10 protein-coding genes are annotated in these 13825 nt (G+C 40.2%); 2 read left to right on the plus strand and 8 right to left on the minus strand.

Annotated elements, in window-relative coordinates; translation table 11 throughout:
• Positions 1-64 precede the first annotated feature (64 nt).
• Genes DRZ93_RS02685 through DRZ93_RS02695 form a run of 3 tightly spaced genes read right to left on the minus strand, consistent with a single transcriptional unit; the run spans position 65 to position 3496 of the window.
• Entirely contained in the window at positions 65-919 is an 855-nt protein-coding gene (locus tag DRZ93_RS02685; RefSeq protein ID WP_113743087.1) for an ExeA family protein, read from the minus strand.
• A gap of 10 nt (positions 920-929) precedes the next feature.
• Positions 930-2483, minus strand: coding sequence for a DDE-type integrase/transposase/recombinase (locus tag DRZ93_RS02690; RefSeq protein WP_113745764.1), 1554 nt, complete (start codon positions 2481-2483; stop codon positions 930-932).
• A gap of 35 nt (positions 2484-2518) precedes the next feature.
• Positions 2519-3496, minus strand: a complete 978-nt coding sequence (locus DRZ93_RS02695; protein WP_113745765.1) for a hypothetical protein — start codon at positions 3494-3496, stop codon at positions 2519-2521.
• 702 nt (positions 3497-4198) lie between these two features.
• Here DRZ93_RS02695 and DRZ93_RS02700 point away from each other — a divergent pair.
• Positions 4199-5764 (plus strand): methyl-accepting chemotaxis protein, encoded by a 1566-nt coding sequence (locus DRZ93_RS02700; protein WP_113745766.1) that lies wholly within the window; start codon positions 4199-4201, stop codon positions 5762-5764.
• Positions 5765-5839: 75 nt separating this feature from the next.
• On the opposite strand, the gene DRZ93_RS02705 is transcribed toward DRZ93_RS02700, so the two are convergent.
• The 5 genes from DRZ93_RS02705 to DRZ93_RS02725 all read right to left on the minus strand — a co-directional run bounded on the left by DRZ93_RS02705 (position 5840) and on the right by DRZ93_RS02725 (position 11971).
• On the minus strand, positions 5840-6739 hold the full coding sequence (locus DRZ93_RS02705; protein WP_113744595.1) for a 3'-5' exonuclease: 900 nt from the start codon (positions 6737-6739) through the stop codon (positions 5840-5842).
• Between the two features lie 413 nt (positions 6740-7152).
• Entirely contained in the window at positions 7153-8802 is a 1650-nt protein-coding gene (locus DRZ93_RS02710) for an FAD-dependent oxidoreductase (protein ID WP_113745767.1), read from the minus strand.
• 31 nt (positions 8803-8833) lie between these two features.
• Positions 8834-9475 (minus strand): nitroreductase family protein, encoded by a 642-nt coding sequence (locus DRZ93_RS02715; protein ID WP_113744597.1) that lies wholly within the window; start codon positions 9473-9475, stop codon positions 8834-8836.
• A 38-nt stretch (positions 9476-9513) separates the two neighbouring features.
• Positions 9514-10401 carry a LysR family transcriptional regulator gene (locus DRZ93_RS02720; RefSeq protein ID WP_113744598.1) on the minus strand — a complete coding sequence of 296 codons (888 nt, stop codon included), beginning with the start codon at positions 10399-10401 and terminating at the stop codon, positions 9514-9516.
• Positions 10402-10831: 430 nt separating this feature from the next.
• Positions 10832-11971, minus strand: coding sequence for an MFS transporter (locus DRZ93_RS02725; protein ID WP_113744599.1), 1140 nt, complete (start codon positions 11969-11971; stop codon positions 10832-10834).
• 921 nt (positions 11972-12892) lie between these two features.
• Between DRZ93_RS02725 and cysK the strand changes: the two genes are divergently transcribed.
• On the plus strand, positions 12893-13825 hold the full coding sequence (gene cysK, locus DRZ93_RS02730; protein ID WP_113744600.1) for a cysteine synthase A: 933 nt from the start codon (positions 12893-12895) through the stop codon (positions 13823-13825).

Below are 13825 nucleotides of genomic sequence, written 5' to 3' on the forward strand. Positions count from 1 at the left end.
ACATAAAAAAAATGATCCCATATAGGGACCATTTTCGTGTATTATCCTTCTTGTATTATCTTCTTTATCCCAAACACATGTTTGGTGGCAGTTCTCTTTCAATGACAGCTCTAACAAGATCTTCATTGATCACAGACTGTCTGCATTTAGCTGCATAGATCAGAGAATGTGTGCAGATTTTGTTGATAACTCTAGGCACGCCAGCTGAGGCGTTACTTATCATCTCTATAGCGGCCGATGAAATTATGGTGTCATCGGTTCCTGCATATTTGAGATGTGTCTCTATGTACTGAGCAACCTGCCAGTTATCCAGAGCCGGAATCTTGCAGATCTGATCTATGCGCTGAATAATAGCCTTATGATCTTTATGTGCTATCAAGTCCCATAACTCGTTCTGGCCAGAGAGGATTAGACTCAGAGGATTGCCAGAATCAAATTCGCAATTGAGCATAAATCTAATTTCCTGCAGAGTGCTACGATTATTGTGATGATCTACCAGGTGAGCCTCATCTACAATTATGACTACATTCTTGCCCTTGACCTCCATTTCCTTATAGAGCATATCCTGGAGCTGTATACGTGCATCTTTGGTATGGAACTTGGCTTCATAGCCCATTTTTGTCAGAGGTATTGCATAGAGCCAGCGGGCAGAGAGATTACTGTCAGATACATAGAGAATAGTGTACTTGTCATCATCAAGTTCGGCACTAAGAGCTCTTAGCAGAGTACTTTTACCACAGCCAGGGGCTGCTGTAAGTACAGCAAACTGCTTGTTTTTGGCAGCATAGAGCAGACGCCCCATGCTGTCTAGAAACTGCTCTGACTGATAGAGGGCCTCGACAGGTATATTCTGCGTAAATGGGGTAGATGACATATTGAAAAAAGCCTTAAAATCCAGGTTTGGCAGATTCTCGTACATAATTTATATCCTATAAAGTGTTGTTATCATTGTTGATTTTGCTTTGAACAGCATATGGAGATGCCACCTCTGGGCCTCTTGCCATATTTCTGCTCTCAGTGCTCTTATAAAACTTACTGTTAAAATCTCGGACAAACTCATCCTCAGTAGTATAGGTGCCATCCCGTCTGGCTTTGTCTCGTGACAGAGCCATACAGTAGCGGGGTGGGCATGTGTTGACCTCATCAGGGCGCTGTTTATGTCCCTGTCCTTTACCTCCAGTCTTTGCAGGTTTGTCACAGGCATTGTCTGCAGGTGCCTTATTATCTGAATCTGTTTTATAATCTGGCTGAGGGCAGCTCTTGAGATTTAAAGGCTCAATGACTCTTATATCTTTAACATCCAGGACCTGATAAACAATGCCTTTTTCATCTATCATGAATTCTGCAGAGTCATTGACATAAATACCTTTAGAGGAATCCACAATAGCTTTATAGCTTATGTTATTGATACTCACAGTACCGTCCTTGCCTATAACGCGTGTTTTAGTAATTCTAAAAGCAGTATTGATGATGTCAGGAGTAGTAAAGCGCCTTGGAAACGTGTCTGCATCAAACACCTGATTTGGCGTCTTGTTGTCCAGGGTTGAGTGTGATCTGTTGTTATGCTCATTAACCCATATCTCCACAATCTCCCTGAGACCTTCAATACTTATGTTTTTCAGATGTTTAATGTCATTCTCAATTTCATTAAGATCCAGATTTACTCTCTCAACCATACCCTTGGACTCTGCTGCATATGGACGGCAGTAATGCAGCTTCATATCAAGCAGATAAGCAGCTCTGGCCAGTATTTTGCTGCGATATATAGAGCCATTGTCCAGAACCAGTGTTTTAGGTATACCCAGATTGCAGACCAGTGATTTAATTGAGTCTGTCACCAGCTGTACCTTCTGCTCGGTCGACACAGCAAATGAAATGATTTTTCTTGAGTGATTGTCCACGCAGAGCTGTATATAGGCATTGCAGCTGATACCACTGTCGTCTGTAATCAGACCTTTAGGCAGCTCCTTTACGTCACACTGCACAGAATCAAGCACATGCTTTTTGCGGTAGCGCAGATAAATCTCTCTGTAATCGCAGGTGTCCTTTTTAATCTGTGTTCTGTTGCAGTTGTTGCGCTTGAGATATAACTGCACTGTAGAGCGTTTTAGCAAACCGACAAAATCAGGGAACTCACTTTCAACTACACGTAAAAGCTGAGGCACAGTTAAAGTCATATTTTCTTTGCGATAGGCAATGACAATCTTAATAGCAGCGTCAAAGAGCCTATTGGTCTTTGCCTTTGGCTCTGAGCCTTTATAGGATGGCTTTAAAGCCTGAATATCTTTACCATTATTAATGTATCGCTCCAGCCAACGCTGCAATGTCCTGACCGAGCATCCTGCATTAGCAGCTGCCATTTTTATCATGGCAGTAAAGGTAGTGCCGTCAGTGCATCCTGTATTTTTGGCAATGATAAGCGCTGACAGAATGCGTAATCTGGCGTCTAAATCGACAATATATTTTTTCTTTCTTATGGTCATAACAGACCCCTCCCTTTAAAAAGTAGGCTCTTGCCTTAGGATGAGTCTATTTTCATATCTAACAGTCCTTCTAGCCATAACAGATGTGTTGATACATTAGGAAAATGGTGGGTGAGCAGGGCCTGCAGCCTGTAGGCTGCAGATGTATGCTGTTTTAAAAAATCACTGCAATCTTCAGGAACAAAATCAGAGCTTTCTTTAACACCGCCAGCCTTTTGCGATTTATCATGCTCCTTTTGCGCACTTAAGCCTGAGTTAAGCATCCTTGATATGTTGTTATACACTTTGAATATCAATTTGGCTGTAGGCTCGAGCAAAAGCGCTTGTAGATACAGCGCTATGCTCTGTACTCTCTCATCGTTGACCGCATTTTTCTCAAGCTGCAAACACTTTCTGATATGCCGATAGACAGCTTTAATGTCATTATCATTTTTTAATATTATCAAAGCCTCTACAGTATCTAATGACAAAGATGTAAATGGAAAAGATATAGGGCTTAAAACCAAATGTGTAGGCCTGTGCTTCTGAGTATGAGCGACAAGTACTATTGGCTTCTTTTTCTTTGCTTTTTTGTTATCAGTTGCTTTAGCATGCCCACACTGCACCTGTGTACCATCCTGCTCCTTACTTTCATCAGGTTGGTTACTATCCTGAGTTTTGGATATTCTTAATCTTGTTTTACCTCTGCAGTCATGGTTGGTGCACTGCATTCTGTTGCACTTTAGGTAATAGACGTTGTTGCTATCCATGACAGCATAAAGACACTCGTTAAGCTCATCTTTAAAGGCTTTGTAGTGATAACCAAAGAAGTTTAAAGGATGGCCACAGTAAGGACATACAGCCTTGTCTCTTTGATCCTCACCTATGGTGCAGTCAATAACCCTGGCCTTAAAGTCGGTCTGACCGTCAACAAGCGTGGCTCTATCAGAAAAGCGTGCAAATGAAGCAGGAATAATTTGTTCTTTATATATTTTATTGCGTGAGTTTTGATGACAAAGTTGTGATATAATCATATTGCTTTTTGAGCAGGCTACAGCTGATGTCGTCCAAAACAGTGCAGCTGTAGCCCATATAAAATCTAACTCTATAAGAAACCCACCTAATTTTAATTAAAAATCACATAAAAACAAAGAGCACAGGTAAGCATATGCAACCCTGATCTTTGTGCACACTCTATTCCAAATTTTCAGATCACATGCATGTAGATAAAAATAATGTATGAAAAAATAGCTGACACAATAAAAATAAGTATGACAAACTGATTTAGCTATAATTGGTCATACTCATATGTCATAGACACCACCTCCTGAGGCCTTACATATAATGAGCTCTGTAGGGTATGACAGCACGACTGCATTGATGTCTTAAGCTCACTTTTACTTAAACCATGATTTACAAATGTTAAATTCATCTATACTTTTTTAATATAAAATTTACAAATATATCTAAAAGTGTCTAAACATGCAGAATATAGCATTTTGTATAGACATAAATATCTGATATTTAATTAAAATTTATAATTTTTGACTTTATTTACTTGTAACAAATGTTAAATATTGCGAGAATGCGCACAGATATTTAAAAAAGTGCACCAAAATTGTCTGCTATATGTGAATAATAGATGTCAAGATTAGGTCTTTAATAAGTTTTTGGTCTATGATCAAATAGATATTTTTATATAATACCTAAAATGTATAGGCTTGAGTAAATAAAATATGCGTGTAAATCTTCCTGTAACCAACGAGGAGATGAAAGTTCCCGCTGGTAGAAAAATCATATCAGTTACAGATACAGAAGGCATTATCACCGACTGCAATGATATTTTTATCGAGATGTCCGGCTTTAGCAGAGAAGAGCTTATAGGACAGAATCACAATATCATCCGTCACCCTGATATGCCGCCAGAGGCTTTTGCACTGATGTGGGATACTCTAAAACAGGGCAAGCCTTTTATGGCCATTGTAAAAAACAGACGCAAAAATGGTGGTTTTTACTGGGTAGATGCCTTTGTCAGCCCTATTATGGTTGACGGCAAGATTGTAGCCTATGAGTCAGTGCGAGTGCAGCCAGATCCTGCTGATGTGGCCAGAGCAGATGCCCTGTACAAGAAGATCAATGCCAAAAAGAGATTAACCCCTCTGTTTAAGATTCCAAAGGTTTCCACCAATATCTTTATTCTCTCAGCTCTTGCCTCAGCTGTAAGTGCAGCCTTTTTGCCGCTGGCCTCAGCTGCCGTTGCCATAGGTGGTGGCGCTCTTGCCATGTATATAAAGGAAAAAGAGCAGACTTCAGTCTATAAAGAATTAAAAGCTATTCTACCATCAGTCTATGAACACCCTGTGGGCATTCTTACCTATACAGATGATGATATAAATCTAGGCGCCCTGCGCCTTGAGCTCAAGGCCGCCCAGGCTTATGTCAGAACCATTTTCTCACGTGTCGATCAGGCCATTGGCTTTGTAAAGGACATTTCTCACAAGAGCTTTGAATTATCAGATCAGACTTCAAAGGATATGGGTGTGCAAAGTGAAAGAACTTCATCTATTGCAGAATCAACTGCCAGCATGTCGCAAAACCTTGATCTGCTGCAGACCAATGTCGTGTCCACTGCAAACTTTGCCCTTGAGGCCAACACTATGGCAGAGGATACAGCCAAGCTTGCCATTGACTCAAAGGATGCACTAAACCGTATCAACGAAAGCTCTGTCAAGATTGAAGAGTCAGTAAGTGAAGTATCAATTCAGGCTCAGAAAATTGATTCCATGCTTGAGTCAATCAAGGATATTGCTAAAAAGACCAATCTTTTAGCTTTAAATGCCGCAATTGAGGCAGCCCGTGCCGGTGAGTTAGGCCGTGGCTTTGCTGTGGTGGCAGATGAGGTACATGCCCTGTCTCGTAAGACAGATTCATATGCCCAGGAAATTAACGATGTGGTGCAAACCCTTGTTACCAATTCAAAATCTGCTGTGGATATGTCCAAAAAAGGCCGTGAAATTGCCAATGAAGGTGCTGACAAGGTTACAGCTTCAGCCGATCTGCTAAATCGCATCTGCAACAACATCAAAGAGATCTCTGAGATGACCAACTCAATGGCTGAAACATTGCGTCTGCAGACTGATAATGCACAGACTATTAAAGAAGATGTGGCAGAGGTGTCATCCCTCTCTGAGGACTGCTCTGAACGTTCTCGTCAGTCCAACTCATCCATTTCAAGACTGCAGATTATCACCAAGAATCTAGGTGACATGCTGCTTCGTTTTGAGCATGACTACTATAAATAGCCTTTTGCAAAATAATACGTCTAATGCGCAGATGGCACCACCTCAGGTGGTGCCATCTGCTTTTAGCGTATTTACTTAATACTGAATCTTGTATTTATTCTTAGAGCCTATCTTGATACATTTGGCATTGTCACGGGCATTGTACATAGTATTTAGAATATCAAACTGCACATTAAGCTCCTGCTCATTTGATACAGTCTTGACCCAGCACTTGTGCACACCATTGTAGCTATATCCCAGCTCTTTGAGTTTATCTTTGATATCAAAGGAATTGTAGGCAAGGATCTTATACTGTGAGCTTAGCGCATTATTTAAAATCATATCAAGAGCATCAGGCTCTATAAACAAAAGCCAGGCTACAGCCAGACAGTCGATAAAGGCGCGGTGGGCATCGTAGAAGAAACCTGCACTCTGGCACAGATAGGAGAGCTTGACGCCGTCATACCCTAATATATCCCATTTAACATCATGTATAGAGCAGGCCCAGGACAGATCGCCAAGAGCTGGAAAACGTCTGTCAAACAAAGGTCGGTCAAATCTGGCATTATGGGCAATAATCAACGGTCTTCCTGCCACCATCTGTCCTACTCTGTCATCATCAATGACATGATCGCGCACCATCTCATCTGTAATATGAGTAAGATTGACCACCTCCTGTGGTATGGGCATTTTAGGATCTTCAAACTCATCATAATAACTGTCTATACTGATTAAGATATTTCTGTCCATAGAAAAGGTCAGACGCACCATACCAAGCTCAATGATCTTGTCTTTGGTATTGTCCTTGCCTGTAGTTTCAGTATCAATAATTACTATGCTGTGCAGTTTTTCACCATCCTGAGCCTTATTTAAAATCAAAGGCAGAGAGTTTAAAGCACCAGGCACTGTCAAAGGCACGCGCTCTAACAGTTTAAAATCCTCAGGATGACGGGTAATATCATCAAAGCGGTGCACAGGAAAGCTGTTTACCTGCATATATGCTCCTTAAAACTTGGTAGTTCTGTGCCGTATTGGTCGTTACAAGAGCCGTTCTGACAGCGCTCATATTCAGATTAAATCTTATTATGCCTCATGCTATCATCTATCTTATTAGTTAGACAATATGCTTTTTACATCTGCTGCATTCTTAGATAAAAGGCTCACATTTTAAGCCATAGAAGATTAGTATAATAATTATACTAATTAATGTACAGCCATCTTGTGCAAAAATGCATTCTGCAAAAGACAATGTGCCTTTTTTGTATATTCACACCTTTATATACTTACACAGTGCCATATGTATGATAGAAAATTATTTTTAATAACAGCTATATATACAAAAAACCTACAGGTTTGAGCTGTAGGTTTTAAAGAGATTACGTAAAAACGAACGAGCAATAAAAAAACGCTTAGGCCTTTACCTTGTAGTCATGTATCTTCATGCTAGCGGCACCGCCTGCAATATTATAGACATGATTAAAACCATGCTCCTTTAAGATACGGCAGGCAATATAGCCTCTAAGGCCAATAGCGCAGGTAACTAAAATAGTCTTGTTTTTATCAAGCTTATCTAAATTATCCCTTAGCATATTAAGATCTATGTTTACAAAGTTATCAAGCTTCATAGTGTCAACTTCCATAGCTGTTCTTACATCTAAGAAGATGCACTCATCCTTGTTAAACTTATCTAAATCACAGACTTTTACCTGCTCAAAAAGACCATCTTCTATATTCTGAGCTACAAAGCCTGCAAAGTTGACCACATCTTTAGCCGAGCCATAAGGTGGTGCATAGATCTGCTCATGGAAAGCCAGATCATCAATACTGCCCTTCATGGACAGATAGGATGAGACAATCTCAATTCTCTTGTCACAGCCGTCGGCACCAATGGCCTGAGCTCCAAGCAATCTGCGGCTCTTTTTATCATAAATGAGCTTGAAGTGAATCATATTAGACTGTGGATAATAGGAGGCATGAGATGGCGAATGCAGATAAATCTCTTCAAAATCAATATCTGTTTGAGAGAGGGTCTTGGCATTGTAGCCTATGCTTGATGACTGCAGTGAGAAGATCTTGGCAATGGAGCCACCCATGGCGCCTTCATAGCTCTCATTACCACCAAGTACATTGGAGCAGACCACGCGGGCCTGTTTGGTGGCAGGACCTGCCAGAGCTACAGAGGCTCTGTTGCCTAAAATCGGCTCTTTGATATATGAGGCATCACCTAGCGCATATATATCCTTATCAGAGGTCTGCATATGCTCATCAACTACAATATAACCCTTGTCTGAAAGCTCAAGGCCGCAGTCTCTGGCAAGTTCACTCTCAGGTTTGATACCAATTGAGAGAATAACCAGATCGGTTCTGATCTCCTTGCCGCACTTGGTCTTTAAAATGACCTTGTCATCTTCATTTATAATGTCATCGAGCATTGTATTAAGATGCACTCTGATGCCATTGTCATTAAGCTCCTTGTGCAGATACTGAGCCATGTCCTGATCAAGAGGAGCCATAACCTGTGAGGCACCCTCTACCAGATCAACATCAAGACCTTTATGGCGCAGGTTTTCAGCCATTTCAAGACCGATAAAACCGCCACCTACTACTACAGCATGTGATACCTGCTTGTTTTTGATGTAGGAGAGCACATTATCGGCATCAGGGACATTGCGTATGGTAAATACGCCCTTTTTGCCTTTTGCACATTCAGGAATAAAAGGAGTGGCGCCTGGGGATAATATGAGTTTGTCATATTTCTGTGAGAAAATACCATTGCCGGCATCTAAAAGCACTTCCTTTTTCTCACGATCAATCTTGATGGCATTGGTCTTGTTTAGCACATTGATATTAAATCTCTGCTTGAACAGAGCCGCAGTAGCCACAAACAGAGAATTTCTGTTATTGATGACATCACCCACATAATAAGGCAGACCGCAGTTGGCAAACGACAGATACTCTCCTCGCTCCACTATGGTGATTTCTAAATTCTCATCAAGACGGCGCAGTCGTGTGGCACAGGCGGCACCACCTGCCACACCACCTATAATCATGACCTTCATATACACTCCTTTATTTTTATATCAAGTCACATCAGAGAAAAGTTACTAGTTCATCCATTGACAGTCGGGACTTAGGTCTTATCTCCATTACATTAGAGTCATCTTTTGATCTGTAGCCAAAAATCAGGACAACCTGACAGGTAAGATTGCTATCTTTAATGCCTAAAAGCTCATCGGCCTTTTCAAAATCGACACCCTCCAAAGCTGTGGTGTCAATGCCAAGTGAGGCGGCAGCATACATAGCAGTTGCCAGAGCCATATAACTTTGTTTACCTGTCCAGTGAGCCATATGATCTGTATGCATATTGGTAAATTTATGGCGGCTTTGATCCTGTGCTGCCTTTATATTCTCATCAGGAATACGGCCATCGGCCTCTTCTTTTTGTAAAACCTTTGCAAAATAGGCCTCATCCACCTTTTTATAGGAGCAGATAAAAAGAGCCTGAGTGGCGGCATCATAGCGTGGCACATTAAAATTCATAATACATGGGCGCATTTTATCCTTGCTCTTTTCATCTCCTGCCACAAAAAACTTCCATGGCTGCAGGTTTACAGAGCTTGGAGTTAGGCGCAACGCCTCAAGAATAGTATTAAAATCCTCACTAGAGACTTTTTTGCTCTCATCATAGTGCTTGGTGGTATAGCGATTTTGCATCAGTTCTAAAAAGTCCATAATGTCTCCTTTTTCAAAGTAAATATTTACTTTTGATACTAATTGACGCTTTCATTTTTTGCAATAGAGAGCAAAAGCTTTGATAAATACTGCACAGGCTCAAAATCAAGTGCATAATCCCTATACACAAGCGTCAGCTGAGAATCAGGGAAGTTGAGCTTACTGTCATCAAGAAAATCAAGTTTTTCAGCAAGTTTCTCCTCAGCATCAACCACAGAGGTCGGCACTACGGCAAAGCCAAGCCCCATGGCTACCAGGTTGATGGCATAATAGTAATTGTCCACCACCCAGTTTATAGGTGAGAGCTCAATTGGATTTTGTGTCTTTGTATACTGTGAGGCAATTACAATCTGTCGGTGTACAGCAAGTGTATCTCTTGTTATCTCTTTACATTTATACAAAGGATGATCCACACTGACCACTACCTTGTTGTCTATATCTGCAATATCTATGCAGTTGAACTTGTCTATGCGTGAGTGATTGAAGACTAAAGCCAGATCTATATTCATCTCATTCATTAAAGATGTCAGCTCAAAGGATGACAGACTTGAGATATTAAGCTCAAGATCTGGGTATTTATTTGAAAATTCACGTATGGCATTAAACAGCTTTGGTCCATATAAAGAGTAATCAATACCTAGATGGATGATAGGATTTTTAATCTCATGCAGAGCAAGGGCTCTTTGCATAAAGATATCTGAGGCTTCAACTATTTCTATGGCGTGATTTAAAAGGATCTGACCGCGCTGTGTCAGTGTTATTTTATGCCCTCTGGTAAAAAGAGCATAGTCAAGCTGTTCTTCAAGAGATGCTACATGTGTAGATACAACAGACTGCGCTCTTTGCAGCTCTCTTGCAGCCTGCGAAAAAGATCCAAACCTTGCTGCTGCAATAAATGACTGCAGCTGTTCAACTGAAAGTCGCATACTTTACTTCACTTCTATCCAATATGTTTAAACTACTAGCTTGCAGAGTCAATTGCAAGATATTTTTTACAATTATTTTCACTACATGCCAAAAATATTTTGCACTGATTTGTACTATATATGCATCCTGTTTATGCTCTATATAATATAGCTATGCAAGCATATTAAATTTTTGCCTGTAGCCTGTTGTATACAGGTTCAGTACCTGTATAAGACAGCCTGTGAGGCTTTAAGCTAAATTGCCCCCACAAGCTACTCACAAGTTACTGTCCATATCTTTAAGATCTATATCTGCTACTTATAAAAAAACAGCTATGCAGAGGATTGTTAAACTGTGCATAGCTGTCATGATCTGCAAAAGTAAACTTTATATACTGTTGCACCTGATGCAGATTATATTTCTGTGCCACTGTGCACAGTGTTTTTTATCTTAGGCTATAGTTCTTACTACCTTTACTGATACTGCTGATACTACAAGACCTAACAGACTTAAGAACAGTATGGCACTGTTAAGTGAGCTGTGCTCGGCTATAAATCCAATCAGAGCAGGACCAATAATAAGGGCACCGTAACCACAGCTTGATACTGAAGATATGGCAGCCACTGTTGACATTTTCTTCTGTCTGCCTGAGAGTGAAATCACTATAGGCAGGACGTTGGCCATGCCAAGACCTAATATGGAAAAGTATATATAGAGCATATACAGATTCTCGGTCATAAAGATCATAGCCAGGGCTAAAATCGATACTCCAAGGCCTGCAAATAGCACTTTAAAGATACCGAATTTATCAATCATAGAGCCGCCAGAAAAACGACCTACAGCCAGGAAGATTACCAGCACAATGTAGGCTGAGCTTGAAAGAGTAATTGACACATCGGTCTTTTGCATCATCAGCAGAGCTGACCAGTCAAGCATTGAACCTTCTACCATTAAGATAAATGATGAAAGCAGAGCCAGAATTAAAACCACACCGCGCGGCAGAGCAAAAGTTTCCTTCTGATAGGTCTTCTGACCTGATAAATGCGGGCTTAGAAATACAAAGACTGCAAAGACCACAAGTACAGGAGCAATAATAGCCCACTCAATTTCAAATGATATGTGTAAGAGCAGAGCAATAATACTTAAGGATACAATTTCACCTGTTGAATAGAAACCATGCATTGACGGCATTAAAACCTTTTTATATTCACTTTCAAGTAAGGTGCCGTAAATATTTGAACCTACTTCCATACAGCCAATGGTGATGCCATATGCTGATATAGCTGCCGCTGCCATATAATAACTGTCGGCATTGACTAAAAATACAATTGATAAAAGCAGAACCACTGCTGATGAAAATAAGGCTTTTCTTACGCCTAAAAGCTTAATTAACTGTGATGTTGCCAGCATGCCTACAATTGATCCTGCGCCCATTAGCAGAATGATTTGTGACAGCTCTAAATGTGTAATGTTTAATCTAACCTTCAGATATGGAACCAAAGGCGCCCAAGCAGCCATTGCAAATCCTGCAAGAAAGAAACTAAACTTAGCTGCTTTTACATCTCTTGCAGGACTGAATACGCGTGACATAAGTCCTCCTGTAAAAACATGATTTCATTTTTACATTAAAACTTGATAATCAAAAGTTAATTTCTATCAATTAATTGATACAGTGGAGCTAACCCGCATCGGCACGTGTACAGATTTTGTGTAAAAACAGAAAAATTTTAACTTAATTTACCTTAATATCAGTATGTTATGCAAATATTTACCATTATCTACAATTAACTATTGCATTTTACATAAAATTGCGAAACAAATTCAAAAATAAGAGATCCACTGCACTCTTTTTACCTACTCTGACAGGCTCTTTTTGCATTTAAAGTATTATTTATACATGCAATAACTTTTCATCTACAGTTAAATTAAACCCGGCTCTGTATACTCACAGCCACTGAATGTACCCGTGTTTTAAAAGGAGCATGCTAAAGAGCAGATAAGATCTGATAAAGCACAAAGGATAGACTTTCTAATCAAGCAGGCTTTTTTAGATATAGTGCTGAGGGCCTTTTATACAGTACTTTTAGAGCCTGTAGCAAACTTAACACGCGCAAGGCCTTGGCATAAGAGCCTGATCTGACCTGTATTTAATGCAGCAGTCACTGCTTTATTCAGAATTATATCTTGGTGTCACTGCATAATGCTGGTGTAAAAAAAGTTTAAAAGAAATTAAATTTTTGAATATGTCAATACCTTTTAGGTACTTTAAGTTTTAAATTGCAATAAAATATCAATTGATATAAAAGTGATAATTTTATTGCAAAAATTTAATCAACTAGATCTATTAGTTGATACAGTTTAATCAACTAGAAACAAAATAGAGTCCAAAAAGAGTGAAAATATAAAAATTCTGGCATATTTTTGCAAAATTTAGTCATGTAAAATCATAATTTTTTGATCTTCATCTAATATATACGCAACACACAAACTAATCATAGAAGGAGATAAAAAATGAATATACACAGCTCAATAACAGATGCAATTGGTAAAACCCCATTAGTAGATATTACTGCCTTTGCTAAAGCTCATGGCTCAAAGGCCCGCATTGTAGCCAAGGTTGAGGCTTTAAACCCTAGCGGCTCCATTAAGGACAGAGCTGCCATCTATATGTTAAAAACTGCTCTTGAGCACAATCTTATCAATGACAAAACCTTAATCATAGAGCCAACATCTGGCAATACAGGTATTGGTCTTGCCATGGCCTGCGCCTCACTGGGCCTTAAGCTCATACTGACTCTGCCAGAGACCATGTCTGTTGAAAGACGTGCTATTTTAAAGGCCTATGGTGCAAGTCTGGTTCTGACCGACGGCGCCCTTGGTATGAAAGGAGCCATTGCCAAGGCCAATGAGCTCAAAGAGCAGGATCAGAACAGCTTTATTCCAAGTCAGTTTGATAATCTTGCCAACGTGCAGGCTCATATTGAGACCACAGGTCCTGAGATTTATGAGGATACTGACGGTCAGGTAGATATAGTTGTATCAGGCGTTGGTACAGGCGGTACCATATCAGGTATTGGCCGCTATTTAAAAGAGCGCAAGGAAAGCGTTAAAATGGTGGCTGTTGAACCAGATGCCAGCCCTGTTCTCTCAGGCGGTGCCCCAGGTCCACACAAAATTCAGGGTATAGGTGCAGGTTTTGTTCCATCTATTCTTGATACTTCTATTTACGATGAGATAATACGCATTCAAAATGACGATGCTATGACAATGGGTGCGTCTCTTGCAAAAGGCGCCGGCATCTTTGCCGGTATCTCATCAGGAGCTGCTTTAAAAGCCGCCATTGAAGTTGGGTCACGTGATGAAAATCAGGACAAACTGATAGTTGTAATACTGCCAGATTCAGGTGACAGATATCTCTCCACACCAATGTACTCACAGGAGTAA

It is taken from the genome of Anaerobiospirillum thomasii (genome assembly GCF_900445255.1).
Classification (GTDB): domain Bacteria; phylum Pseudomonadota; class Gammaproteobacteria; order Enterobacterales; family Succinivibrionaceae; genus Anaerobiospirillum_A; species Anaerobiospirillum_A thomasii.